We start from the raw sequence: 24,853 nt of genomic DNA, 5'->3' as shown, positions 1-24,853 counted from the left end.
CCCTCACCCTCCACGGGAGTGAACCCACATGGGTATGAAGGACAAGATGAAGGACCAGGCCGAGCAGTGGCAGAACCAGGCCAAGGAGAAGATGGACCAGGGCAAGGAGCAGGGCCAGCAGCGCGGCCGTCAGCGTGACCGCGAGGAGGACCCGCAGCGCACGCAGCGCGAGCGTGAGGAGCGGGACCGGTTCGACCGGGACGACTTCGAGGTCTGACCGAGCGTCACGGACCGGACTCCTCGGCGGTTCCGGGCCGTTCGACGGCCCGCCGCCGAACGGAAGGGGCGCCCTCGCGGGGGCGCCCCTTTCCCCGTTCTCATGGGCGTGGCGGCAGCTTCGGGCGGGAGCGGTCGGGGACGTCGCGGCGGTCGGGGGGCGAGGCCGGCGGGTTGGTCTCCAGGAGGTCCAGGGCGAGGCGTACGGCGTCGTCGAGTTGGCCGTAGCGGCCCTCCGCCCAGTCCAGGGGCGTGCGCAGGGCCTCCAGGTCGGGGGCGACGCCGTGGTTCTCGACGGACCAGCCGTACGCGTAGAACCAGGCCGCGTTCATGGGCACGGTGATGACCGTGCCGTCGCCGAGCCGGTGCCGGCCGGTCATGCCGACGACACCGCCCCAGGTGCGCTGGCCCACCACGGGCCCGAGGCCGAGCAGTTTGAACGCGGCGGTGATCATGTCGCCGTCGGAGGAGGTGGCCTCGTCGGCGAGCGCGACCAGCGGCCCCCGGGGCGCGTCGGACGCGTACGACACCGGCTGCGCGTCGCGGGTCAGGTCCCAGCCGATGATCGTGCGGGTGAGTTTCTCCACCACCAGTTCGCTGATGTGCCCGCCCGCGTTGCCGCGCACGTCCACCAGCAGGGCGGGGCGGGACATCTCCATGCGCAGGTCGCGGTTGAACTGGGCCCAGCCGGAGCCGCCCATGTCGGGGATGTGCAGGTACCCGCACCGGCCGCCGCTCAACTCCCGTACGACTTCGCGTCGCTTGGCCACCCAGTCCTGGTAGCGCAGCGGCCGTTCGTCGACGAGGGGCACGACGGCCACCCGCCGGGGCTGCTGTTCACGGCCCCCGGCCGGTGTGAACGTCAGCTCCACCGTGGAGCCGCCCGCTCCCGCGAGCAGGGGGTACGGGCCGCTCACCGGGTCCACCGGGCGGCCGTCCACATGGGTGAGCAGGGCGCCCTCCCGGATGCCGGTGCCGGCCAGGGGGGAGCGGGCCTTGGAGTCGGAGGAGTCACCGGGGAGGATCCGGGCGACCGCCCAACCGGCCTCGCTCCGCACGAGATTGGTCCCCAGCAGGCCCTGTCGGCGCTGGTAGTGCGGCGGGCCCTCGTTGCGGCGGGCGGCGGTGACGTAGGCGTGGGAGGTGCCCAGTTCGCCGAGCACCTCGCGGAGCAGATCGGCGAACTCGTCGGGGGAGGCCACCCGTTCGACCAGCGGCCGGTACTGGTCCAGCACCGCGTCCCAGTCGATCCCGCACATGCCCGGGTCCCAGAAGTAGGCGCGGATCAGTCGGCCGGCCTCCTCGTAGGCCTGCCGCCACTCCGCGCCGGGGTCGACCTCGTGCAGGATGCGGCGCAGGTCGATCCAGACCGTGGTGTCGGGGTCGCCGGACTCGGTGGACGGCGTCGCCCGCAGCTCGCCCTCGTCGACCACGACCAGCCGGGAGCTGTCGCCGCTCACCGCGAACCAGTCGAGGTGGCCCACGAGTTCGGACTTCTTGGCCTTGCTGATGGTGAAGTGCTCCAGCGTGGGCCGCCCGCTGGTGTCGTCGGGGTTGGCGAAGGTCTCGCCCAGCGCGCCCGAGATCGGCCAGCGCAGCCACACCAGCCCGCCGCCTGAAACCGGGTGCAGCGCCGAGTACTTGGACGCGGGCACGGGGAACGGCGTCACGCGGTTCGCCAGGCCCTCCACCTCGACGGTGACCGTCCCGTCGCCGCCCTCGTCGTCATCCAGCGGGTCCAGCCCTCCCGCGGCCGGCCGGCCCTCCGGGTTCAGCGCGAAGGGGGAGGGGGTGGCCGAGGACAGGGGCACCAGGTAGGGGCGGCAGCCCAGCGGGAAGGACAGGTCGCCGGTGTGCACGTCGTAGACGGGGTCGAAGCCGCGCCAGGACAGGAACGCGAGGTAGCGGCCGTCCCGGGTGAAGACGGGGTTCTCGTCCTCGAACCGTCCGTCGGTCACGTCGACGATCAGCCGCTCGCCCTTCGCGGGCCCGGTGACGCGCGTCATCCTGATCTGCCGCAGGGACCGCCCGATCCCCGGGTGCGACCAGGTCAGCCAGGCCCCGTCCGGGGAGAACGCGAGGTCGCGCACGGGCCCGTTGACCGAGCGGACGAGTTCGGTGACGGCGCCGTCTGCCGGGTCCTCGTCGGAATCCCCGGCGGAGTCGTCGGCAGAGCCCTCGCCCGTGTCGAGGAGCAGCAGCCGTCCGTCGTGGGAGGCGAGGGCGAGGCGTTCGCCGTCCGGGTCGGCGACCATCTCCAGCACCCGCCCCAGCTGCCCGGAGGCGAGCCGCCTCGGTGCGCGGTCCCCGCTCGCGCGCGGGAGGTGGGCGATCTCGACGGCGTCCTCGCCCTCGGCATCGGTCACATAGGCGACCCGCCCGCTCGAACCGAGCATCTCCGGGAGGCGGACCCGTATGCCGGGCGTGTCGGTGATGGTGCGCGCGGGTCCGTCCCGGTGGGTGAGCCAGTACAGGCTGCCGCGCACCACCACGGCGCTGGCCCGCCCGGTCTCGTCCACGGAGATGCCGTCCACGTGCTGGGCCGCCGGGATCTGGTACGGCCGCCGGCCCGCGCGCGGGCCGCAGAGCCGTACGTCGAGCCGGTGGGGCTCGGAGTCGGCGGACAGGTCGTCGACCATCCACAGGTCCCCGGCGCACTGGTAGACGACCCGCGTGCCGTCGCTCGCGGCGTGTCGGGCGTAGAAGGCGTCGTGGTCGGTGTGCCGGCGCAGGTCGGCGCCGTCGTGGGCGCAGGAGTAGAGGTTGCCGATGCCCTCGTGGTCGGAGAGGAAGGCGACGCGGCCGCCGACGAGCATCGGGGAGTGCAGGTGTCCGCCGAGATCGGGCAGCAGTCGTCGCCCGTTCAGCCAGAGCCGGCCCGTGGCCCCGCCCCGGTAGCGCTTCCAGGCGGCCGGCTCGTGCGGCGGGGTGCCGGTGAGCAGCAGGGTGTCGCGTTCGCCGTCGGCGCCGGCGGACTGGAGGTCGGTGACGGGTCCCCAGGGCAGTTTGCGGCCGGGGTCGCCGTCGGGGGAGACCTTGTAGGCCCAGGTGAAGTGCGAGAAGGGCTGGCCGTGGGAGGCGACGGCGAGGATGTCGGCGGCGTCGTCCCGGTTCGGGGGCGTCCAGCCGCAGACCCGGGTGTCGGGGCTTCCCCAGTACGTCAGCCGCCGTCCCGGGCCGCCGTCCACCGCGGCGAGGTGGATCTCGGGCGCCAGGCTGCGCCAGCTCGTGTACGCGATGTGGCGCCCGTCGGGCGAGAAGCGGGGGTGACCGGCTTTGGCACGGTCCACGGTGAGCCGCCACGCGCGGCCCGGTCCGTCGAGGGGGGCCAGCCAGAGGTCGTCCTCGGCCACGAAGCACAGGAGGTCGCCGCTGAGGTGCGGCAGGCGCAGATAGGTCACCTCCCCATGCTTTTCCTCCGGATGGACCAGGGCAACTCGTACCGAAGGGGGCAGGTGGAGGAGGATGCCCCGGACGTGACCCACGACACGAACGAAACCGTTTCGTTTCGTAGAGAGGCTGCGCTACGCTCCTCCTGTACGAAACGGTGTCGTTTCGGAGCTTGCTCCGGGCGCCCGGAGCGGAAGGAGGCGGAGGGCGAGATGACGCAGACCACGAGCGTGCGACGCAGTCGGATCACCCCCGAGCGTGCGGCCGAGCTCTACGAGGCCGTGCTCGACCTGCTCCGCGAGGTCGGCTACGACGCCCTCACCATGGACGCCGTCGCCGCCCGCACCCGGTCCAGCAAGGCCACGCTCTACCGCCAGTGGGGCGGCAAGGCCGAGCTGGTCGTCATGGCGCTGCGGCACGACAAGCCGGGGCCGGCCGACGAGATCGACACCGGTTCCCTGCGGGGCGACCTGCACACGCTGGTGACCCGCGAGGACGACTGCGCCATGGAGCGCAACACCGCGCTGATGCGGGGCATCGCCATGGCGATCCACAACGACGCCGAGCTGCGCCAGGTGTTCCGCGAGCAACTGGTCGAACCCGAGACGGCCGCCTTCGGGCGCGTCCTGCAACGGGCCGTCGACCGGGGCGAGATCCGCGCGGACTGTCCCGCGCTGGACTTCCTCATTCCCATGCTGGTCGGGGCGTTCGCCACCCGCGCACTCCTCGACGACCAGCCGCCGACCCAGACCTACCTCAAGTCGTACATGGACGCCGTGGTCCTCCCCGCCCTCGGCGCGCCCCCTCTCTGATCCCCTTCGGCGACCGTCCCCACGGTCCGCCGCACCACCCTGACGCCACCGCTCACGTCGTCGGGACGATCACCCCTGCACGCCCGCCGGGTTGATCACCCCTGCCCTCGGGCCCGCGCCGGAACTCCGGACGCGCCCACCGCACACGACCTGACCGGGAGAACGCCTCCGTGGCCATGTTCCTCAGCAAACTCGGACGGCTCGCCTTCAGGCGGCGCCACTTCGTCGCCCTGATATGGGTGGCCCTGCTGACGCTCGCGGGCGTCGGCGCCGCCTCCGCGCCCGCCGCGGGCAACACCTCCTTCTCCATCCCGGGAACGGAAGCGCAGAAAGCTTTCGACCTGCTGGAGCAGCGCTTCCCCGGGATGAGCGCCGACGGCGCCACCGCCCGCGTCGTCTTCAAGGCACCCGACGGCCGGAAGATGACCGACCCCGCCCAAAAGGCCGTCGTCGAGAAGACCGTCCGGGAGCTGTCCGACGGCTCCGAGGTCGCCTCCGTCGCCGACCCCTACAAGACGCACGCCGTCAGCAAGAACGGCACCATCGCGTACGCCTCCGTCAAGTACGACGTCTCCGGCATGGAGCTGGAGGAGTCCTCGCGCGAGCAGTTGAAGGACGCCGCGAAGAAGGCCCAGGAAGCCGGCCTGACCGTCGAGATCGGCGGCGACGCCCTCCAGGCCGCCCCCGAGACCGGCGCCACCGAGGTCATCGGCCTCGCCGTCGCCGCCGTCGTCCTCGTCATCACCTTCGGCTCCCTGATCGCGGCGGGCATGCCCCTGCTGACGGCGGTCATCGGCGTCGGCATCGGCGTCTCCACGATCACCGCGCTGGCCTCGACGCTGGACCTCGGCTCCACGACCTCCACCCTGGCCTCGATGATCGGCCTCGCCGTCGGCATCGACTACGCGCTCTTCATCGTCTCCCGCTACCGGGGCGAGCTCGCCGAGGGCCGCTCCCGCGAGGACGCGGCCGGCCGCGCCGTCGGCACCGCGGGCTCCGCGGTCGTCTTCGCCGGACTGACCGTCGTCATCGCCCTCGTCGGCCTCTCCGTCGTCAACATCCCGATGCTGACGAAGATGGGCGTCGCGGCGGCGGGCACGGTCGCCGTCGCCGTCCTCATCGCCCTCACGATGATCCCGGCGCTCCTCGGCTACGCCGGCCGCAGGGTGCGCCCGGCGGGCGAGAAGAGCCGCCTGCTCGGCGGGGGCCGCGCCCCGTCCGCCGAGACGGCCGCGAAGCCCAACATGGGCACCCGCTGGGCGAGTTTCGTGGTCCGCCGCCCCGTCGCCGTCCTCCTCCTCGGCGTGATCGGCCTCGGCGCCGCCGCCGTACCGGCCGCCTCGCTCGAACTGGGCCTGCCCGACGACGGCTCCCAGCCCACCTCCACCACCCAGCGCCGCGCCTACGACCTGCTCTCCGAGGGCTTCGGCCCCGGCTTCAACGGCCCGCTGCTGATGGTCGTCGACGCCAAGGACATCGACGACCCCAAGAAGGTGTTCACCGACGTCGGCGACCAGGTCGAGAAGCTCGACGGAGTCGCCACGGTCACCCCGGCCGCGCCCAACAAGGCCGGCGACACCGCGACCATCACCGTCATCCCCGACTCCAAGCCCTCCTCGGTCACGACGGAGAACCTGGTCCACGCCATCCGGGACACGGGCGAGCGGATCAAGGTCGACAAGGGCGCCGAGGTCCTGGTCACCGGCTCCACGGCCATGAACATCGACATCTCGCAGAAGATGAACGACGCGCTGATCCCGTACCTCATCCTGGTCGTGGGCCTGGCGTTCCTCCTGCTGATCGTGGTCTTCCGCTCGATCCTCGTCCCGCTGAAGGCGGCCCTCGGCTTCCTGCTCAGCGTCCTGGCCGCGCTCGGCGCCGTCGTCGCGGTGTTCCAGTGGGGCTGGCTGTCCGGCCTGATGGGCGTCGAGGAGACCGGACCGGTCATGTCGATGATGCCGATCTTCATGGTCGGCGTGGTCTTCGGTCTCGCGATGGACTACGAGGTCTTCCTCGTGACCCGTATGCGCGAGGCGTACGTCCACGGCGAGAGCCCCGCCCAGGCCGTCGTCACCGGCTTCCGGCACGGCGCCCGCGTGGTCACCGCCGCCGCGGTGATCATGATGGCGGTGTTCGCCGGCTTCATCGGCTCGTCCGAGGCGATGGTCAAGATGATCGGCTTCGGCCTGGCGATCGCCGTCTTCTTCGACGCGTTCGTCGTCCGCATGGCCATCGTCCCCGCGGTGCTGGCCCTGCTCGGCAAGAAGGCCTGGTGGCTGCCCAGGTGGCTGGACCGTGCCCTGCCCGACGTGGACATCGAGGGCGAGGCCCTGCGCGCCGAGGACGACCCGCGGGACGAGGACCGCGAACTGGCCCGCGCCTGACGGCGGAACGAACGCGGCACGCCGGCGGCCTCAAGCACGGGGCGCGGCGTGCCGACGTGATCGGCAGTGGATCGTGCGCAGCGGGCGCCGCACGCGGCGTCAACAGAGCGGAATGCTGTGACCCACTTTCGGGTGAGGGCCTCCGGCCGCAAGGGCCGTCAAAGGCTCAACCACGGGCACCGCGTTCATTCAGTGCATGGATGGACATTGCATCCGTCTGTCACCGGAATATGGACGATCGGTAACACAGTGCGCGGTCGGTCCCACACGCTCCGAAATCGATGGTCAGCTGTGTGTGCCGCAGCCGAACGGGCCGCGGCCCGCACCACGCAAGGAGACCTCGTGACCGTTTCGACCGTTTCCGCCCGCCGTCTGGCCGCCGCCTCCCTCGCGGCCGCCGCCCTGCTCGGCGCGGCAGCGCTGCCGGCGACCGCAGCCGACCGCTTCCCGAACCGGCCGCCGGTGGAGATCAGTGACGTGCAGTACGACGCGCCCGGCCACGACCGGCGCGCCAACCACTCGCTGAACAAGGAGTGGGTGGAGCTCAAGAACAACACCCGGCACGCGATCAACCTCCGGGGCTGGACGCTGACCGACCAGGACGGCGACCGGTACACCTTCCGCAACTACCGCCTCGCCCCCCGCGCCACCGTCCGCGTCCACACGGGCGAGGGCCGCGACACCCTCGGCGACGTGTTCCAGGACCGCAGCCGCCACATCTGGGACAACCGCTCCGACACGGCCACCCTGCGCGACGCCCAGGGTCGCGTCATCGACCGCGAGTCGTGGAACGAGCGCCGCCACCACGGCGGTTACCGCCACCACGGCGAGCGCCACCACGGTGACCGTCACCACGGCGGTGACCGCGGCTGACGCCCAGTCACGCACGGACAGCGGCGCGTCCGCCCCGACCACCGGGGGCGGACGCGCCGCTCGTTCGTGTCTGCCGCTAGCGTGCCTCGCATGACGACGACCGGAGCGCCCGCCCGACCTCGCCCCGCCGGCTGCTCGAGCGAGCGCGTCGCGTGACCCCGCTGGTCACCGCCGCCGTCCTGCTCGCCGCGGTCACGCACGCGTCCTGGAACGCGATCGCCCACCGCATCACCGACAAACTCACCGGCTTCGCCCTCATCTCCGGCGGCGGCCTGCTCATCGGGCTCGCGCTGACACCGTTCGCGGCGTTCCCGGCGGCGGGGGCCTGGCCGTACCTGCTCGCCTCGGCCGCCGTGCACATCGCCTACTACGCCCTGCTGATGCGCTCCTTCCGGCTCGGCGACTTCGGCCAGGCCTACCCCATCGCGCGCGGCTCCGCCCCGCTCGTGGTCACCGTCCTGGCCGCCGTGTTCGCGCACGAGGTGCCCGACGGCTGGGCGGCCGCCGGCGTCGCGGTGTCCTGCGCCGGCCTGACCGGGGTCGCCCTGTGGGGCCTGCGCGGGCGGCGGCCCGACTGGGCGGCGATCGGCGCGGCCCTGGCGACGGGGCTGACCATCGCCGCGTACACGGTCATCGACGGCCTCGGCGTCCGCGTCGCCGGCTCCCCGCTCGGCTACATCGCCTGGCTGATGGCGGTCCAGGGCACGGTCCTGCCGCTGTACGCGATCACCCGCTGGCGCGGCCGGACCCTTCAGGTGCTGCGCCCCCACGCCGTCCTCGGCCTGCTGGGCGCGGCACTGTCCGTCGCCGCCTACGCCCTCGTCCTGTGGGCCCAGACCCGCGCCGCCCTGGCCCCGATCGCCGCGCTGCGCGAGTCGTCGATCATCGTCGGCGCGGCGATCGGGGCCGTGTTCTTCAAGGAGCGGTTCGGCGCGCCCCGCATCGCCGCCGCGGGACTGCTCGTCCTCGGCATCGGGCTGATGCTGCACGCCGGTTGAGGGCGGGCGCGGCTCAGGGCCTGGCGTACGGACGGGTGATGATCTCCATGTTGTGGCCGTCCGGGTCGGCGAAGTACGCGCCGCGGCCGCCGAACAGGCCGTTCACACGGCCCGGTTCGGTGTGGCGGGGGTCGGCGTAGTACGTGACCCCGACGGCCTCCAGGCGGGCGATCATCGCGTCGAACTGCTCGTCCGGCACGAGGAACGCGTAGTGCTGGGACTGGATCGGCTCGTCGCGCAGCTCGTAGTAGTCGAGGGTGACGCCGTTGCCGAGGTCGACCGGCAGGAACGGGCCGAAGGGCGCGCCGACCGGGACGCCCAGGATCGCGGCGAGGAACTCGGCCGAGAGCCGGCGGTCGGAGGCGTAGACGGCGGTGTGGTTCAGCTGGGGCAGCGCTGTGCTGGCGGACATGTGAGGTGGTTTCTCCGGGTCGTTGACGGCGTGAAGGGCTGTCGAAGGACACGGAGGCCGGGCGGGTCTCTCCCCCGCCCCGGGCTCACGCCGAGGCCGGGCGCCTCACTCGTGTATGGCCCATGGCCGACCCGGCAGTCACCCGGGTGACGCTAGCGCGCTCTTGCGGCCCGGTGCAATCCCCGGCCGGGAGGCGCACCCTGGAAGCAGAAGTTCCGGAGGTGATCGTCATGATGCGTACCGCTGTGGGATGGCATGTCGAGCTGGAGTTCCAGGAGGACGAGCAGCACACGCGGGCGGTGGCCATGGTCCGCTTGCCCGACGGGACCGAGGTCCGGGCCCAGGGGCACGCGAGCCGTCACCGCGTCGACGCCAACCAGCCCCGGGTCGGCGAGGAGATCGCGGGCGCCCGCGCGCTGAACGAGCTCGCCATGCAGCTCCTCACCAAGGCCCACATGGAGATCGACGACGCGTCGGGGCGCACGTCGCACCCGATCAACGTCTGAGCGGCGGGGTCACGAGACCCGCTGTGCGCTCTCCCGCAGCGCCCTGACCAGCGCCTGCGCCCGCGGGTCCGCCGTCACGCTCTTGCGGAAGCCGTTGGTGACGTAGCCGAAGGCGAGGCCGGACTCCGGGTCGGCGAAGCCGAGGGCGCCGCCACGGCCGGGGTGACCGAAGGAGGTGGGGGACAGCAGCGGGGACGCGGTGCCGTGCAGCATGTAGCCGAGGCCGAACCGGGTGTTCACCACCAGCACCCGGTCCGGCCCCGCCGCACGCTCACCGCGCGCCGCCCGCGCCGTCTCCGGGAGGAACAGCCGCCTCCCGCCCTCCACTTCGCCGATCAGCGAGGCGTAGAAGCGGGCGAGCCCCTCCGCGGTGGCGATGCCGTTGGAGGCGGGGAGGGCGGCGGCGCGGTAGGCCGGGTCGTTCTCGTCGGGCAGCGGGGTGATCGCGGCGAAGGCGCGGCGGGTGAGGGAGGCGGGGTCGGCGTACGCGTCGGAGACGGCCCGCTTGGGCCGGGTCCTCAGGGCGCCCGCGGGGACGGGCGCCTCGACCGGCCCGACGCGCCCCACGCGCGCGCTCTCGCCGGCCGGCAGTCCGAGCCACAGGTCGGCGCCGAGCGGCCCGGCGATCTCCTCGGCGATCCACGCGCCGATCGTGCGCCCGGTGACCCGGCGCACCAGCTCGCCGGTCAGCCAGCTGTAGGTCTGCGCGTGGTAGCCGTGGTCGGCGCCCGGCTCCCACGCCGGCGCCTGGGCGGCGACGGCCGCCGCGCCGAGGTCGGGGTCGGCGGCCTCGGCGGGCGTCAGCGGCCGGTCCAGCACGGGCACGCCCGCGCGGTGCGCGAGCAGGTCCCGTACGAGGGTCCGCTCCTTGCCGGCCGCCTTGTACTCGGGCCAGTACGCGCCGACGGGCGCCTCCAGGTCCAGCTCCCCGCGCTGGTGCAGCAGCAGGAGGACGGCGGCGGCCACGCCCTTGGTCGCCGAGCGCACGATCTGCGCGGTGCCCCGCTCCCACGGCGCCTCGCCGTCCACGTCCCGGACGCCGCCCCACAGGTCGACGACCTTGCGCCCGTCCCGGTAGACGGCCACCGCCGCGCCTCGGTCGCCGCGCGCCGTGAAGTTCCGTGCGAACGCCTCCCGGACCGGCTCGAAGCCCTCGGCCACCGCACCGCTCACGTCCACGCCCGCACATCCTCTCGACTGCCTGTCGGCCGACCTTCGACTTCCATGGAACACCGGCCCCCCGCCTGCGATTCCTGGGGGGTGTCAGCCCAGCAGGATCGTCACGTCGATGTTGCCGCGCGTGGCGTTGGAATACGGGCACACCTGGTGCGCCGCGTCGACCAGCTTCGCGGCGAGGTCCGCGTCGAGGATGGGCAGCGAGACGCTCAGGGCGACCGCGAGGCCGTAGCCGCGGGTCCTGTTGGGGCCGATGCCGACCTTCGCCGCGACCGTGGAGCCGGTGAGGTCGTAGCCCGCGCGGTTGCCGACGAGGATCAGCGCGTTGTGGAAGCAGGAGCTGTACCCGGCCGCGAAGAGCTGCTCGGGGTTGGTGCCGGCCCCGTCACCGCCCATCGCCTGCGGCATCGCCACCTTCAGCTGGATATGGCCGTCCTGGCTGGTCACATACCCGTCCCGGCCCCCGTGTGCGGTGGCCTCGGCGACGTACATGATCTTCGTCGGACGGGTGTCGACTTCGGTGTCCTCGGTCACGGCGGTCCCTCCCCCGGACAGTGTGCAATTACATCGTGCACAAGGTACCGGCCGGTATGAAACCGCTTGTTCATCAGGGGGTCGCAACCGCGGGTAACAGCAGGTGGGGCGCGTGCGTCTCAGGGGTCAGCGGGCGCGTTCCGCCGCTTCCTGTGCCCGCCCCGCGAGCTGCCACAGCTCCTCGCGCAATCGCGCGACCTCCGCCTCGTCGACCCCCGTCGCCGCGAGCAACGCGCCGGGCACGCGCTCCGCGCGCCCCCGCAGTTCCTCACCGCGCCCGGTGCACGCCACGAGCACCGAGCGCTCGTCGCGCGCCGAGCGCTCCCGGCGCACCAGCCCCGCCGACTCCAGCCGCTTCAGCAGCGGCGACACCGTGCCGTAGTCCAGCCGCAGGGCCTCGGCCAGCTCCTTCACGGTGATCTCGCCGCGCTCCCACAGCACCAGCAGGACGAGGTACTGCGGATAGGTCAGCCCCAGCTCGTCCAGGAGCGGCCGGTAGGCGGCCGTCACCGCGCGCTGGGCGGCGTACAGCGCGAAGCACAGCTGCTGGTCCAGCTGCAGCGACGCCTCGGCCTTCGAAGGCGCACCAGCCCCCGAAGGCGCACCGGCCTGCGCGGTCGCACCGGACGCCGGCCGGGCACCGGCCCGTGCGGGCTCTCCGGCCGCCCCGGTCACGTCGGATCGCTCGTTCGTCACGCGCCCATTGTCACGGAGCGCGGATCGAACCCGAACGGCAGCTCCAGGCGGTGGGCGCGCATCAGCTCCGCGTCGGACAGCAGTTCGCCGGTCGGTCCGTCCGCCGCGATCACGCCCTCGCTGAGGATCAGCGAGCGCGGGCACAGTTCGAGCGCGTACGGCAGATCGTGCGTGACCATCAGGACGGTGACGTCCAACGAGCGCAGGATGTCGGCGAGTTCGCGGCGGGAGGCCGGGTCGAGGTTGGAGGACGGCTCGTCCAGGACGAGGATCTCCGGCTCCATCGCGAGGACCGTCGCCACGGCCACCCGGCGGCGCTGCCCGAAGGACAGATGGTGCGGCGGACGGTCCTTGAAGTCCGACATGCCGACCCGGGCGAGCGCGCGGTCCACGCGCTCCTCCAGCTCGGCCCCCTTCACCCCGGCCGCCGCGGGCCCGAACGCCACGTCCTCGCGCACCGTCGGCATGAACAGCTGGTCGTCGGGGTCCTGGAAGACGATGCCGACCTTGCGCCGGATCTCGGCCATGTGCCGCTTGCCGACGGGCAGTCCCGCGACGCTCACCGCGCCCGCGCCGCCGGTGAGGATGCCGTTGAGGTGGAGGACGAGGGTGGTCTTGCCGGCGCCGTTCGGGCCGAGCAGCGCCACCCGCTCACCGCGCGCGATCGAGAAGTCCACGCCGAACAGCGCCTGATGCCCGTCGGGGTAGGCGAAGGCGAGCCCGGCCACCTGGAGCGAGGGCGGGGCGGACACGGGGTCGGGCTCGGGCGTCACGGCGGTCATAGGGTCCATCCCAGCACGCACACCGCCAGCGCGGCCAACGGCAGGGCGAAGGCGTACGACCACTGCGCCCGGGAGGCGCTCACCTCGTCGATCACCGGCATCGAACCGGCGTACCCGCGGCTGACCATGGCCAGGTGCACGCGTTCCCCGCGTTCGTAGGAGCGGATGAACAGCGCGCCCGCCGTCTTCGCGAGCACCCCCCAGTGCCGCACCCCGCGCGCCTCGAAGCCGCGAGACTCCCGCGCGATCCGCATGCGCCGCAGCTCGTCCGTGATGACGTCGCCGTAGCGGATCATGAAGGAGGCGATCTGCACCAGCAGCGGCGGGAGTTTGAGCCGTTGCAGGCCGAGGAGGATCTCCCGCAGTTCGGTGGTGGAGGCGAGGAGGACGGACGCGGCGACGCCGAGCGTGCCCTTGGCGAGCACGTTCCAGGCGCCCCACAGCCCTTCGACGCTGAGCGACAGGCCCCACACGTCCACCCGCTCACCCTCCGCCACGAACGGCATCAGCACCGCGAACGCGACGAACGGCACCTCGATCAGCAGCCGCTTCAGCAGGAAGCCGGCCGGTACGCGCGCGCGGAACGCGACCACGCCGAGCAGGACCGCGTACAGGCCGAACGCCCACATCGCCTCGCGCGGGGTCGACACCACGACCGCCACGAAGGCGAACGCCGCCGCCAGCTTGGTGTGCGGGGGCAGGGCGTGCACGGGGGAGTGGCCGGCCCGGTAGAGCCGGTGGGCGTGTCCGGCGCCCACGCCTAGACCCCAGTGTTCGCCGGGGAGGCGTCGTCCGTACGACGCCTGCGCACCGCCCAGAACACGGCGCTGCCCGCGACGACGGTCACCCCGACGCCGATGACCCCGGCGAGGCCGCCGGACAGACGGGCGTCGGCGACGTCCTTGACGCCGTAGTCGGCGAGCGGGGAGTCGGCGGCGGCGTGCTCGCGCGCCTTGGCGTCGATGCCCTTGTCGGCGGCGACCTTCTCCAGGCCGTCGGGGCTGGCCGAGGCGTAGAAGCTGACGAACCCGGCGAGGACGAGCGAGGTGACGAGACCGCTCACCCACAGCGTGCGGCGGGAGGCGCCCGCCGGGACGGGGGCCGTGCGCTCCTCCTCGGCGTCCGGCGCGTCGACGAGTTCGCCGTTCACCCTCAGCCGCAGCTTCTGGCGCAGTCCGCGCGCCCCGTGGACGAGGTCCGGGCGCACGGCGAGGACCGCGCCGACGGTCAGCGAGGTGATCACGGCCTCGCCGATGCCGATCAGCACGTGCACGCCGACCATCGCGGTGGCGACCTTGCCGATCGGGACTTCGGTGGTGCCGCCGATCCAGTAAACGAGGGTGAAGGCGAGGGCCGCGGCCGGCACCGACAGCAGCGCGGCGACGAAGGAGGCGACGGTGACCGAGCGGCGGCTGCTGGGCAGCACCTTCACCAGGGCGCGGAAGACGGTGTACGCGACGACCGTCGTCACCACGGCCATGACGGTGATGTTCACGCCGAGCGCGGTCAGACCGCCGTCGGCGAAGAGGACGCCCTGCATCAGCAGGACCACGGACACGCACAGGACCCCCGTGTAGGGGCCCACGAGTATCGCGGCCAGGGCGCCGCCCAGCAGATGGCCGCTGGTGCCCGCGGCCACGGGGAAGTTGAGCATCTGCACGGCGAAGATGAACGCCGCCACCAGGCCGGCCAGCGGGGCCGTGCGCTCGTCGAGTTCGCGCCGCGCCCCGCGAAGGCTCACGGCGACCGCGCCGGCGGCTACGACTCCGGCGACGGCGGAGGTCGGGGCGTTGATGAATCCGTCAGGTACGTGCACTGTCCGATTGTAGGGGGCATATGCGAACCGTTCGCAAGAGCGAGTGTCTCGTCTTTTGCGGTCACCTATCGCACATGTGAGATCGACCGGTCTCAGGGGGCGGCGTCCGGAAAATATGCGACATTGGAGGGGTGTCGGACGTACAGATTCCGCACAGGTCACGCAGCGTGAAGGGGCGGCCGATGTCTGTAGTCGAACAGTACGCGCGAGCCCACATCGTCACCGACGCCGACCTGGTCGAGGAGGGATGGGCGGCCGTCCCGGTCGTGCTGCGCTACGACCCCGAGGACGACCCGCGCTCGGTCCGCGTCGGACTGCCCGGCGCCCACGAGCGCACCATCGCCCGCACGCTCCTCGAAAAGGGCTTGCGCACCCCGGCGGGCAGCGGCGAGGTACGCGTGTGGCCGTGCGGCCGGGTCCAGGCGGTGGTGGAGTTCCACTCCGTGCAGGGCGTCTCGGTGGTCCAGTTCGAGTCCAAGACCCTGCTCCGCTTCCTGCGCCGCACCTACACGGCCACGGGCCGGCCGGTCAGCCGCTGAGGCCGGCCGCCGGCGCCACGACCTTGCGGCTCGCCTGTCCTCAACGGCCCGCCTTCAGCAGGGTCGCCACGATCGGGCCGGCCGTGTCGCCGCCGTGGCCGCCCGCCTGGACGACGCCGGCGGCCGCGAGGTCGCCGCGGTAGGCGGTGAACCAGCCGTTGGGCTCCTTCTGGCCGTCGACCTCCGCCGAGCCGGTCTTCGCGCCGTAGTCGGGACCGAGGCCGGTCATCGCCTTGGCCGCAGTGCCGTAGGCGGCCGTGTAGTTCATCAGCTCGCGCAGCTGGGACAGCGTGGACGGCGACATCTTGCGCGCGGCGGTGGCCAGCGTGCGGTCGTCCACCGACGGGTCCACCAGGTAGGGCTGGTGGAACGTCCCCGACTTGATGGTGGCCGAGACGGACGCCATGTTCAGCGGGTTCATCCGCACCCCGCCCTGGCCGATCAGCTCGGCCGCCATCTGGGCCGCCGACTGCACCGGGACCGCGCCGTCGAAGCTGGGCACGCCGACCGACCAGTCGTCCCGGGACAGGCCGAAAACCTGCTGGGCCTGCTGGGTCAGGCTGTTCTCGTCGAGCTTGCCGGCCTGGCTGATGAAGGCCGTGTTGCAGGAGCGGGCGAAGCTCGCCTTGAACGTGCCGCTCTTGATCTCGAACTCGTCGTCGTTCTGGAACTTCCACCCCCCGTACGTGAAGTACTTCGGGCACGGGTGGGGCTTGTCCGCCGACGCCAGTCCCTTCTCGATCAGCAGCGAGGCGGTGACGACCTTCATGGTGGAGCCGGGCGCGAGAGAGCCCTGGAAGGCCGTGTTGAAGTTCGGGTTGCTGTTGGCGACGGCCAGGATCTCGCCGGTCGACGGGCGGACGACGACGACCGAGGACCGCGCCCTGCTCGCCACCTGCTTCTCCGCCGTGGCCTGCAGGGTGGGGCTCAGCGTCGTCTTCACGGAGCCCGGCGTGCCCTCGCTCAGCTCCAGGAGCGTCTTGTCGGAGGCCTTCTTCGCCTTGGAGTCCTTGCCGCGCATCACCCGCAGCTCGACGCCCGCCGTGCCGCCGGCCTTCTTCCCGTACTTCTCGCGCAGCCCGTCCAGGACCGTGCCCAGCGACGGGAACCTCTTCGCGGTCAGCTCGCCGCCGTCCCGGTCGAACGCCTTGACCGGCGGGTCGCCGGCCTCCCCGGTCACCAGGGTGTCCCCGTCGGCGAGGTCGGGGTGGACGACGGAGGCGTGCCAGTCGACCAGCGGCTTGCCGTCCGACGCCCGCCGTACGACGGTCAGCGCGCTGTCGTAGGCGAGCGGCTTCGCCGTCTTCTTGTACGTCACCGTGCCCTTGACGGAGAAGGCCAGCCTGTCGCCCTTGCGCGCGCCGGCGGTGAGGGCGACGCCGGTGACGTGGGCGTCCTTGGTGTAGCCGGTGAGCAGCGCGGCGGCGGCCTTCGGGTCGTCGGTGACGGCGGCGGCCTGGGCGACCTTGCCCTGCTGCCAGGCGGTCAGGAACGCCTGCGCCGCGGAGGTCACCTCGGCGGCCGACAGCGGGCCCGTCTTCACCGCGGGCTTGCGCTCGGCCGCCCGGGACGAGCCGTCCTCGGCCGCCGCACCGCCGCCGTACAGCGCGTACCCGGCGATGCCGGCGCCGCCGACGACCGCGGCGATCACACCGCCGACCACGACGGGCCGCTTGTTCCGTCGCTCGGCGACGCGCCTTCTGTTGCCCACAGCCCGAGATCCTCCAAGCTTGTCCGAGGCCGCCCTCGCCCCACTGCCCTCACCCATCCCAACGAGGGGAACCAGCCTAGGGTCCCCGGTGGCGGGGGTGACATCACGTGTGACGTCAACCACGCCCCCGTTCGGCTGCTTCTTGTCAGCCGGCGTACAGCCCGGCCGCCGTGCAGCCCAGCCGTCGTAGAGCTCAGCCGGCGTACGGCTCAGCCGGCGTACGGCTCGGCCGGCGTACGGCTCGGCCGCACCGCGCGAGTTCAGCCGCCCGTGCGCAGCACCGTGGCGACGATCGGGCCGGCCGCGTCGACGCCGTGGCCGCCGTCCTCGACCATCGCTGCGGCGGCGAGGTCGTCGCGGTAGCCGGTGAACCAGCTGTCGGAGGTCGCGTTGCCGTCGGTCTCGGCAGAGCCGGTCTTCGCGCCGATCCGGCCGTGCAGGCCGGACATCACGCCGGCCGCGGTGCCGCTGGTGGCGGTGCGGTTCATCATCGAGCGCAGTTGGGTCGCGGTCGTGCCGGGCAGCCCCTCGGCCTGGGCGAGCGTCCGCCCGTCGAGGCTCCTGGGGACGATGACCGGCTGGCGGAAGTCGCCCGTCATCGCGGTGGCCGTCACGGAGGCCATGGTCAGCGGGTTCATCTGGACCTTGCCCTGGCCGATCAGGTTGGCCGCGGTGTCGGGGCCGCCGACGGCGGGGACGGAGCCGTCGAAGGACGGGATGCCGGTCTTCCAGTCGTCGCGCCCGACGCCGAAGCGCTGCTGCGCCTCCCTGGTGAGGGAGTCGACCCCGAGCTCGTCGGCGAACTTCACGAACGCGGTGTTGCAGGAGCGGGCGAAGCTCTGCGCCAGGGTGGCGTTCTCGTCCGCGGGCAGGTCGGCGAGGTTGTGGAAGGTCTGGCTCTCCCAGACGGCCTCGGCGGGGCAGGGGGCCGGGCCGTTCGCTTCGGTCAGCCCGGCGTCGATGAGGGTGGCCGCGCTGACGATCTTCATGGTGGAGCCGGGCGCCCGCTGGCCGAGGAAGGCCGCGTTGAAGCCGTCGGCGCGGTGGTTGGCGACCGCGAGGACCTCGCCGGTGCTCGGCCGCACGGCCACCACCGAGGCGTTGTCGAACTTTCCCACCGCCTTCTCGGCCGCCGCCTGCGCCGTCGCGCTGATCGTCGTGGGCAGCCGGCCCGCCTTGCCCTCGGAGAGGGTGAGCAGCGGGGTGTCGGCGGTGTCGGGCGTGGCGTGCCGGATCGTCAGCTCGACGCCGGCGGTGCCGCCCGCCTTCTCGCCGTAGGTGGCGCGCAGTTGGTCGAGGATCGGCCCGAGCGAGGGGTACTTCTCCTTGGTGAGCACCTTGCCGTCGCGGTCGACGGCCTCGACGGGCGGCGTCGCCGACTCGCCGGTGACGAGGGTGTCGTCCATCTCCTTGAGGCCGGGGTGCACGAGCGAGGGCTGCCAGTCCACGAGCGCCTTGCCGGTGGTCAGTCCGCGCACCACCTTGAGGGAGCTCTTGTAGGCGAGCGGCTTGGACTTCCCCTCGTACGACACCGTCGCCGCGACGCTGAACGGCACGCTGGCGCCGCTCGCCTTGCCGGGTGTGATCCGCACGTCGGTGATGTGCGCGGCCCCGCCGTAGGCGGTGAGCAGGGGCTCCGCCTTCTGGTCGTTGTTGGTGAGCGCCGCGGCGGCCGCGGCCTGCCCCTTCTCCCAGGCGGCGAAGAACGCGGCCGTGGTGTCCGCGACCTCCGACGCGTCCGGCGGCCCGCTCTTCTTCACGGACACCGGCCCGTTCGCCCCCGTGGTGCCGCCGCCGTCCGAGTTCAGCGCGTTCAGGATGTTGAAGGTGCCGTATCCGGCCCCTCCCACCATCACGGCGAACACGGAACCGACGATCGCCGTCTTGGCCCCCTTGTGCATGGCCGCACCCCTCCCCGTTCTTTCCCCGTTGGTCCCGTGAGCCTCTCCGTACGCGATTGAACGCGTTCAGAAAGGCGGGTCTCGGTCGCACTGTAAGCGCAACCGGGGGCCACGGGGAAAGGAGTTGACGGAAGTTGTCCGAAGGGAGATCGACGCATGGTGAAAAAACGGGCAACCGAAACGCCGGCCAAGCATCTGAACGCGACCCCGGACGACCGCCTCACACCCAGGTGTCCAGCCACATACGTGAACGCCAGGAGTCGATGGGGATCGCCTGCCCCGTGTACAGCGGATAGAAGTAGATGAAGTTCCACGCGATCAGCAGCACCAACACGCCCGCCGCCGTCGCGCCCGCCACCCGCCGGGTGTTGCCGCCTTCCGGCCGGCCGACGAGCGCACCGACCATCATCGCCACCGCCAGGCACAGGAACGGCAGGAAGACCACGGCGTAGAACAGGAAGATCGTGCGCTCCTGGTACAGGAACCACGGCAGGTACCCGGCGGCGATGCCACAGGCGATCGCGCCCGCCCGCCAGTCACGGCGGAAGAACCAGCGCCACAGCACGAACAGGATCGCGAAGCAGGCCGCCCACCACAGCAACGGCGTGCCGAGCGCCAGCACCTCCCGCGCGCACTTCTCGCCCGCGTCCGCCGGGCAGCCGTCCTTGCCGGGCGCCGGGGACTCGTAGAAGTACGACACCGGGCGGCCCAGGACGATCCAGCTCCACGGGTTCGACTGGTACGGGTGCGGCGAGGTCAGGTGGGTGTGGAACTCGTACACCTGCGTCTCGTAGTGCCACAGGCTGCGCCACCAGTCGGGGAACAGCCACGTCCAGCTGCCGCCCTTGCCGTCGCCCTCGGCCCAGTCGCGGTAGTAGCCGCCCGAGCCGTCGCGGGCGGACAGGATCCAGCCCGCCCACGACGCCACGTACGTCACCAGTGCGACCGGCACCGTCGCCAGGAACGCAAGCCCCGTGTCCCGCCGCAGCACCGCGAGGTACGGGCGGCGCGCACCGGCCACCCGGCGCGCGGCGACATCCCACAGGACCGCCATCAGGCAGAACGCCACCATCACGTACAGCGCGTTCCACTTGGTGCCGATCGCCAGACCCAGCATCAGACCGGCCGCCCAGCGCCACGGCCGAAGGCCGAGCCGCGTCGTCTCGGCGACGTGCGCGTCCGGACGGCGCGGGCCGCCCTCCCGGTCGTCGAACGCCGGCAGCGCCGCCGCGAGCCGCTCGCGCGCCTTGTCCCGGTCGATCAGCAGACAGCCGAAGGTCGCCAGCACGAAGAACATCAGCACCCCGTCGAGCAGCGCGGCCCGGCTCATCACGAAGTGCAGCCCGTCGAGTGCCATCAGCGCGCCCGCCAGACAGCCCAGGAGCGTCGAGCGCAGCAGCCGGCGGCCGATCCGGCACAGCATCAGGACGGACAGCGTCCCCAGCAGCGCCGTCATGAACCGCCAGCCGAACGGATCGAACCCGAACAGCAGCTCGCCCAGCCCGATGACGAACTTGCCGACCGGCGGATGCACCACGTACGCCGCGTCCGACGGGACCGTGACATGGCCGCCGGAGGACAGGATCAGATCGTTGGCGTTCTTCTCCCAGTTGACCTCGAAACCCCGGTGGACGAGCGCCCAGGCGTCCTTCGCGTAGTACGTCTCGTCGAATATCACCGCCTTCGGGCTGCCCAGGTTCCAGAACCGCAGCACGCCCGCCATCAGCGTCACCAGGAGCGGCCCGCCCCAGCCCGACCAGCGCGTGATCCGCCCCGCCCACACCGGCCCGATCCCCAGCACCGCCCACAGCCGCGGACCGGGCTCGGCGAACGGCGGCGACAACCGCTCACGGACGTCGCCTTGCGGCTCCGCCGAGTATCCGAAACGGCGCAGCCGCTGCCGCCACGCCGGCCGCTGATCCTGCGGCGCCTGGTCCTGCCGGTAGTCCGTGGAGTCCATGGAGGACGCGGTACTGGTCACCGCGCCATCGTAGGGAACCCGTCTGTGGGAGTCCCGTGCACCGGGGTTCTCGCGGTCTTGGGAGACTGGAAAGGTGACAGACGCACCCGGAACCCTGGTCCTCGCCGGCACGCCCATCGGGGACGTCGCCGACGCACCGCCCCGACTCGCCGAGGAACTGGCCGGCGCCGACGTCGTCGCCGCCGAGGACACCCGCAGGCTGCGCCGGCTCACGCAGGCGCTGGGGGTGACGACCACGGGCCGGATCGTCTCCTACTTCGAGGGCAACGAGTCCGCCCGTACGCCCGAACTCGTCGAGGCGCTCCTCGGCGGCGCGCGCGTGCTGCTGGTGACCGACGCCGGGATGCCGTCGGTGTCCGACCCCGGCTATCGGCTCGTCGCCGCCGCCGTCGAACACGACGTGCGGGTCACCGCCGTGCCCGGACCGTCCGCCGTCCTGACCGCCCTCGCGCTGTCCGGCCTGCCCGTCGACCGCTTCTGCTTCGAGGGGTTCCTGCCGCGCAAGGCGGGCGAGCGGCTGTCCCGGCTGCGGGAGGTCGCCGAGGAGCGGCGCACGCTCGTCTACTTCGAGGCCCCGCACCGGCTCGACGACACCCTCGCCGCGATGAGCGAGGTGTTCGGCGGTCAGCGGCGGGCGGCCGTCTGCCGCGAGCTGACCAAGACGTACGAGGAGATCAAGCGCGGGCCGCTGGCCGAGCTGGCCGAGTGGGCGGCACAGGGCGTGCGCGGCGAGATCACCGTCGTCGTCACCGGGGCGCCCGAGCCCGGGCCCGAGGAACTCGACGCGGAGGAGCTGGTGCGGCGGGTGCGGGTGCGGGAGGAGGCCGGCGAGCGGCGCAAGGAGGCGATCGCCGCGGTGGCGGTGGAGGCGGGGCTGGCCAAGCGGGTGGTGTTCGACGCGCTCGTGGCAGCGAAGCGCACCGCTGGATGAGAGGGATGCGGTAGCGCCGATCGAGGGCTGTCGTGTCCGGGGTGCGGGTGGTGTGTGGCTGGTCGCGCAGTTCCCCGCGCCCCTGGGTCGGCTGCGCCTGCGTCCGTTTCAAGGCATGGCCAAATCGGGGCCAATTACTCGGCAGGTGTGCTGCGTTCGCAAGGGGCGAGCAGTCCACTGGGCTGAGGGCACTTCGTCCTCGACCAGTGGATCAAAGGAGCCGGGATGGGTGAGATCACAGGGCGGTCCGGCCTGAGCACCGCGGGGGTTCCCGTCGTGCACGAGTCCTATTCCTTCGCCTGCATGCGCTGCGGGCACGGCTGGGAACAGTCGTACGAGATCGAGCACCACACGGACGCCGACGGCCACGAGTTCGTCCGATACGTCGCCGACGGACGCGTCGTGCCGTCGCCGTTGAGCCGCCCCGTGTGCCAGAACTGCGACGCGCACATCGTGCGCATCATGCGGGCGGGGCAGGTCTCCTCGGTGCTCAGCGCGGCACGGCGGCAGCCGCCGGACGAGGGCGCCGAGCCGGTGGCCGAGGTGGCGGGCGTGGCCCGCGAGCAGCGCCACCACTGGCAGCTGTCCGACCTCCTCCACCCCTTCCACCGCCGGGCCGGCTGACCCGGACGGCGCGGCCCCGGCCCTTTCGTAGGATCGGGGCATGCCTTCGAACGCCGACAAGGCCGACAAGAACGCCGCGCCGCCGCTCCCGGCACCCCTCGCGGTGCCCGTCGCCGACTCCCACACCCACCTCGACATGCAGTCCGGCACGGTGGAGGAGGGCCTCGCGAAAGCCGCGTCGGTCGGGGTGACGACGGTCGTCCAGGTCGGCTGCGACGTGCGCGGCTCCCGGTGGGCGGCCGAGACGGCGGCCGCGCACGAGTGCGTCCACGCGGCCGTCGCCCTCCACCCCAACGAGGCGCCGCGCATCGTCCACGGCGACCCGGACGGCTGGTCGCGTCAGGGCGCACGGCAGCCGGGCGGCGCGGCGGCGCTCGACGAGGCGCTCGCCGAGATCGACCGCCTGGCCGGGCTCGCCCACGTCAAGGGCGTCGGCGAGACCGGGCTCGACCACTTCCGCACCGGCCCCGAGGGCAAGGAGGCGCAGGAGCGCTCCTTCCGCGCCCACATCGAGATGGCCAAGCGGCACGGCAAGGCCCTCGTCATCCACGACCGCGACGCCCACGCCGACGTCCTGCGGATCCTGAAGGAGGAGGGCGCCCCCGAGCGGACCGTTTTCCACTGCTACTCCGGCGACGCCGAGATGGCGGAGATCTGCGCCCGCGCCGGGTACTTCATGTCGTTCGCCGGCAACGTCACCTTCAAGAACGCCCAGAACCTGCGCGACGCCCTCGCCGTCGCCCCGCTGGAGCTGGTCCTGGTGGAGACCGACGCGCCCTTCCTCACCCCGGCCCCGTACCGGGGGAGGCCGAACGCCCCGTACCTCGTCCCGGTGACGGTCCGTGCGATGGCCGCCGTGCGCGGCGTCGACGAGGACGTCATGGCTACGGCTCTCGCCGCCAACACCGCTCGCGCGTTCGACTACTGAACCACTCGAACATGACGCTGTGCAGCCGAGCCGCTTTGGAGAGTGACGGCCGCTCCGCTAGGTTCTGGGGGCCCGATCCGGGCCCCTTTCGGACCCCCAGGCCCCCTGGAGCGTGTCGGCGTGAGCATCTCGCACCATCCGTGGTACGCACCGCACCCCGCGTACCCCGAGCACCCCGGCGCCGATCTGCACAGCGCGCAGACGCTGGCGTACGGCGTGTACGTGCCCCCCGGCCAGCAGGGCACGCCCGGCCTCTACGGGACGCCCGGCCTCTACGGGACGCCCGAGGCGTACGACGTCCCCTTCGACGTCCCGTACACCGACACCTACCGGCCCGGCTACGCGACGGCGGGCGAGTCGCCCACGCTCGTCGACTGGGCGGCGGCCGCCACGGCCGAGGCGCCCACCGTGACGCTCACCCGACCCCGCACCGAGCCGGACGCGGGACGACGGGCGGGGCGGCGGCGCAGGACGCGGACCCCTGAACGACGTGAGCGGCCCGACCGGGGCGAGCGCTCCGAGCGACCCGAGTCGGCGGTGCGCCGGCTGCTTCCTCAAGCGCTCGTCGTCGCGTTCCTGGCCGGCGGGACCGCCGCGTTCGTCGCCAAGGACAAGGCGGTCGAGCTGACCGTCGACGGCAAGCCGCGCACCCTGCACACCTTCGCCGACGACGTCACCGAGCTGCTGGCCGACCAGGGCGTGCCGCTGGGCGTGCACGACGTCGTCACGCCCGCCCCCGGCACGCCCCTCACCAGCGGCGACGAGATCGAGGTGCGCTACGGGCGCCCCCTGCGGCTCACCCTGGACGGTGAGCCGCGCGAGGTGTGGACGACGGCGGACACGGTGGAGGGCGCGCTCCGGGAGATCGGGGTGCGCGCGGAGGGCGCGTACCTCTCCGTCGAGCGCACCCGGCGCATCGGGCACGGAGGGCTCGCGCTGGACGTCCGCACCGAACGCGCGGTGACGATCCTCGCGGACGGTCGAGCCCGCACCGTCCGCACCAACGCGGCGACCGTCGGCGAGGCGGTCGAACAGGCCGGGATCACCCTGCGCGGCCAGGACGCCACCTCCGTGCCCTCCGGCAGCTTCCCCCGGGACGGGCAGACCGTCACCGTGCTGCGGATCACCGGCGCGGAGGAGGTGCGCGAGGAGGCGATCCCGTTCGCCGTGCGCCGCGCCGAGGACCCCTCCCTGTTCCGGGGCACACAGGTCGTGGAGCAGCCCGGTCAGCCGGGGCTGCGGCGGATCACCTACGCCCTGCGGACCGTCAACGGCGTACGGCAGAAGCCGAGGCGGATCAGGAGCGAGATCGTGCGCGAGCCTCGGGCGCGGCTGGTGAAGGTGGGCACGAAACCGCTGCCGGCGTCCGTGCGCGGCGCCGACGGCCTGAACTGGCGGGGCCTCGCGGCCTGCGAGTCCGGCGGCCGCGCCGACGCCGTGGACTCGTCCGGCACGTACGGCGGCCTCTACCAGTTCGACACCCGCACCTGGCACAGCCTCGGCGGCGCCGGCCGCCCCCAGGACGCCCCCGCGGCGGAGCAGACCTTCCGCGCGAAGAAGCTGTACGTCAGACGGGGCGCGGCCCCCTGGCCCCACTGCGGGACCAGGCTGGAGGGCTGAACCGGCGTGAGCCGTCGGGGCGC

Annotated in this window: 22 protein-coding genes; 11 read left to right on the top strand and 11 right to left on the bottom strand. The window is 72.7% G+C overall.

Features of this window, described 5'->3' with window-relative positions; all coding sequences use genetic code 11:
- The first annotated feature begins 28 nt into the window (after positions 1-28).
- Positions 29-217 carry a hypothetical protein gene (locus ACIOC0_RS13680; protein WP_402155210.1) on the top strand — a complete coding sequence of 63 codons (189 nt, stop codon included), beginning with the start codon at positions 29-31 and terminating at the stop codon, positions 215-217.
- Between the two features lie 100 nt (positions 218-317).
- On the opposite strand, the gene ACIOC0_RS13675 is transcribed toward ACIOC0_RS13680, so the two are convergent.
- Complete coding sequence (locus ACIOC0_RS13675; protein WP_402155209.1) at positions 318-3,617, bottom strand: S41 family peptidase; 3,300 nt, start codon at positions 3,615-3,617, stop codon at positions 318-320.
- A gap of 201 nt (positions 3,618-3,818) precedes the next feature.
- Here ACIOC0_RS13675 and ACIOC0_RS13670 point away from each other — a divergent pair, with 201 nt between their 5' ends.
- From ACIOC0_RS13670 to ACIOC0_RS13655, 4 genes are all read left to right on the top strand, one after another.
- Positions 3,819-4,418 (top strand): TetR/AcrR family transcriptional regulator, encoded by a 600-nt coding sequence (locus ACIOC0_RS13670; RefSeq protein ID WP_402155208.1) that lies wholly within the window; start codon positions 3,819-3,821, stop codon positions 4,416-4,418.
- 170 nt (positions 4,419-4,588) lie between these two features.
- Positions 4,589-6,802 (top strand): MMPL family transporter, encoded by a 2,214-nt coding sequence (locus ACIOC0_RS13665; protein WP_402155207.1) that lies wholly within the window; start codon positions 4,589-4,591, stop codon positions 6,800-6,802.
- A 342-nt stretch (positions 6,803-7,144) separates the two neighbouring features.
- Positions 7,145-7,675: a lamin tail domain-containing protein gene (locus ACIOC0_RS13660; protein ID WP_402155206.1), complete on the top strand. Its 531-nt coding sequence runs from the start codon at positions 7,145-7,147 to the stop codon at positions 7,673-7,675.
- Between the two features lie 152 nt (positions 7,676-7,827).
- The gene (locus tag ACIOC0_RS13655) at positions 7,828-8,673 is read left to right on the top strand and encodes an EamA family transporter (RefSeq protein WP_402155205.1); all 846 of its coding nucleotides are present in this window, start codon (positions 7,828-7,830) and stop codon (positions 8,671-8,673) included.
- Between the two features lie 13 nt (positions 8,674-8,686).
- On the opposite strand, the gene ACIOC0_RS13650 is transcribed toward ACIOC0_RS13655, so the two are convergent.
- Positions 8,687-9,085 (bottom strand): VOC family protein, encoded by a 399-nt coding sequence (locus ACIOC0_RS13650; protein WP_130442342.1) that lies wholly within the window; start codon positions 9,083-9,085, stop codon positions 8,687-8,689.
- Positions 9,086-9,315: 230 nt separating this feature from the next.
- On the opposite strand from ACIOC0_RS13650, the gene ACIOC0_RS13645 reads away from it, so the two are divergent.
- Positions 9,316-9,591 carry a DUF1876 domain-containing protein gene (locus tag ACIOC0_RS13645; protein ID WP_402155204.1) on the top strand — a complete coding sequence of 92 codons (276 nt, stop codon included), beginning with the start codon at positions 9,316-9,318 and terminating at the stop codon, positions 9,589-9,591.
- A 9-nt stretch (positions 9,592-9,600) separates the two neighbouring features.
- On the opposite strand, the gene ACIOC0_RS13640 is transcribed toward ACIOC0_RS13645, so the two are convergent.
- The 6 genes from ACIOC0_RS13640 to ACIOC0_RS13615 all read right to left on the bottom strand — a co-directional run bounded on the left by ACIOC0_RS13640 (position 9,601) and on the right by ACIOC0_RS13615 (position 14,595).
- On the bottom strand, positions 9,601-10,770 hold the full coding sequence (locus ACIOC0_RS13640) for a serine hydrolase domain-containing protein (protein WP_402155203.1): 1,170 nt from the start codon (positions 10,768-10,770) through the stop codon (positions 9,601-9,603).
- 84 nt (positions 10,771-10,854) lie between these two features.
- On the bottom strand, positions 10,855-11,301 hold the full coding sequence (locus tag ACIOC0_RS13635; protein ID WP_402155202.1) for an organic hydroperoxide resistance protein: 447 nt from the start codon (positions 11,299-11,301) through the stop codon (positions 10,855-10,857).
- A gap of 126 nt (positions 11,302-11,427) precedes the next feature.
- Positions 11,428-11,862 carry a MarR family winged helix-turn-helix transcriptional regulator gene (locus tag ACIOC0_RS13630; RefSeq protein WP_402155504.1) on the bottom strand — a complete coding sequence of 145 codons (435 nt, stop codon included), beginning with the start codon at positions 11,860-11,862 and terminating at the stop codon, positions 11,428-11,430.
- Positions 11,863-11,993: 131 nt separating this feature from the next.
- On the bottom strand, positions 11,994-12,779 hold the full coding sequence (locus tag ACIOC0_RS13625) for an energy-coupling factor ABC transporter ATP-binding protein (protein ID WP_402155201.1): 786 nt from the start codon (positions 12,777-12,779) through the stop codon (positions 11,994-11,996).
- Complete coding sequence (cbiQ, locus tag ACIOC0_RS13620) at positions 12,776-13,537, bottom strand: cobalt ECF transporter T component CbiQ (protein WP_402155200.1); 762 nt, start codon at positions 13,535-13,537, stop codon at positions 12,776-12,778. Before cbiQ ends, ACIOC0_RS13625 begins: the two co-directional genes overlap by 4 nt.
- 2 nt (positions 13,538-13,539) lie before the next feature.
- Entirely contained in the window at positions 13,540-14,595 is a 1,056-nt protein-coding gene (locus ACIOC0_RS13615; protein ID WP_402155199.1) for an energy-coupling factor ABC transporter permease, read from the bottom strand.
- Positions 14,596-14,777: 182 nt separating this feature from the next.
- Between ACIOC0_RS13615 and ACIOC0_RS13610 the strand changes: the two genes are divergently transcribed.
- Positions 14,778-15,134, top strand: coding sequence for an SsgA family sporulation/cell division regulator (locus ACIOC0_RS13610; RefSeq protein WP_402155198.1), 357 nt, complete (start codon positions 14,778-14,780; stop codon positions 15,132-15,134).
- Between the two features lie 40 nt (positions 15,135-15,174).
- Here the strand turns inward: ACIOC0_RS13610 and ACIOC0_RS13605 are convergent, their stop codons facing one another.
- From ACIOC0_RS13605 to ACIOC0_RS13595, 3 genes are all read right to left on the bottom strand, one after another.
- A complete protein-coding gene (locus ACIOC0_RS13605) occupies positions 15,175-16,845 on the bottom strand; it encodes a penicillin-binding transpeptidase domain-containing protein (protein WP_402155197.1) in 1,671 nt (556 codons plus the stop codon).
- A gap of 260 nt (positions 16,846-17,105) precedes the next feature.
- Positions 17,106-18,746 (bottom strand): penicillin-binding transpeptidase domain-containing protein, encoded by a 1,641-nt coding sequence (locus ACIOC0_RS13600; RefSeq protein WP_402155196.1) that lies wholly within the window; start codon positions 18,744-18,746, stop codon positions 17,106-17,108.
- A 220-nt stretch (positions 18,747-18,966) separates the two neighbouring features.
- The gene (locus tag ACIOC0_RS13595; RefSeq protein WP_402155195.1) at positions 18,967-20,727 is read right to left on the bottom strand and encodes a dolichyl-phosphate-mannose--protein mannosyltransferase; all 1,761 of its coding nucleotides are present in this window, start codon (positions 20,725-20,727) and stop codon (positions 18,967-18,969) included.
- A gap of 73 nt (positions 20,728-20,800) precedes the next feature.
- Here ACIOC0_RS13595 and rsmI point away from each other — a divergent pair, with 73 nt between their 5' ends.
- The 4 genes from rsmI to ACIOC0_RS13575 all read left to right on the top strand — a co-directional run bounded on the left by rsmI (position 20,801) and on the right by ACIOC0_RS13575 (position 24,830).
- Positions 20,801-21,658, top strand: coding sequence for a 16S rRNA (cytidine(1402)-2'-O)-methyltransferase (gene rsmI, locus ACIOC0_RS13590; protein ID WP_402155194.1), 858 nt, complete (start codon positions 20,801-20,803; stop codon positions 21,656-21,658).
- A gap of 225 nt (positions 21,659-21,883) precedes the next feature.
- On the top strand, positions 21,884-22,282 hold the full coding sequence (locus ACIOC0_RS13585; RefSeq protein ID WP_402155193.1) for a hypothetical protein: 399 nt from the start codon (positions 21,884-21,886) through the stop codon (positions 22,280-22,282).
- Between the two features lie 40 nt (positions 22,283-22,322).
- Positions 22,323-23,210, top strand: coding sequence for a TatD family hydrolase (locus tag ACIOC0_RS13580; protein WP_402155192.1), 888 nt, complete (start codon positions 22,323-22,325; stop codon positions 23,208-23,210).
- Positions 23,211-23,330: 120 nt separating this feature from the next.
- On the top strand, positions 23,331-24,830 hold the full coding sequence (locus ACIOC0_RS13575; RefSeq protein ID WP_402155191.1) for a ubiquitin-like domain-containing protein: 1,500 nt from the start codon (positions 23,331-23,333) through the stop codon (positions 24,828-24,830).
- The last annotated feature ends 23 nt before the right edge of the window (positions 24,831-24,853 follow it).

The organism is Streptomyces sp. NPDC088254 (assembly GCF_044740925.1).
Lineage (GTDB): Bacteria > Actinomycetota > Actinomycetes > Streptomycetales > Streptomycetaceae > Streptomyces.
This window is presented reverse-complemented; position numbering and strand designations above follow the sequence as displayed.

Coding starts and splice junctions, on each gene's coding strand:
- ACIOC0_RS13680 (WP_402155210.1), top strand. CDS start 29: ATGGGTATGAAGGACAAGATGAAGGACCAGGCCGAGCAGTGGCAGAAC.
- ACIOC0_RS13670 (WP_402155208.1), top strand. CDS start 3,819: ATGACGCAGACCACGAGCGTGCGACGCAGTCGGATCACCCCCGAGCGT.
- ACIOC0_RS13650 (WP_130442342.1), bottom strand. CDS start 9,085: ATGTCCGCCAGCACAGCGCTGCCCCAGCTGAACCACACCGCCGTCTAC.
- ACIOC0_RS13645 (WP_402155204.1), top strand. CDS start 9,316: ATGATGCGTACCGCTGTGGGATGGCATGTCGAGCTGGAGTTCCAGGAG.
- ACIOC0_RS13625 (WP_402155201.1), bottom strand. CDS start 12,779: ATGACCGCCGTGACGCCCGAGCCCGACCCCGTGTCCGCCCCGCCCTCG.
- ACIOC0_RS13610 (WP_402155198.1), top strand. CDS start 14,778: ATGTCTGTAGTCGAACAGTACGCGCGAGCCCACATCGTCACCGACGCC.
- ACIOC0_RS13600 (WP_402155196.1), bottom strand. CDS start 18,746: ATGCACAAGGGGGCCAAGACGGCGATCGTCGGTTCCGTGTTCGCCGTG.
- ACIOC0_RS13585 (WP_402155193.1), top strand. CDS start 21,884: ATGGGTGAGATCACAGGGCGGTCCGGCCTGAGCACCGCGGGGGTTCCC.
- ACIOC0_RS13580 (WP_402155192.1), top strand. CDS start 22,323: ATGCCTTCGAACGCCGACAAGGCCGACAAGAACGCCGCGCCGCCGCTC.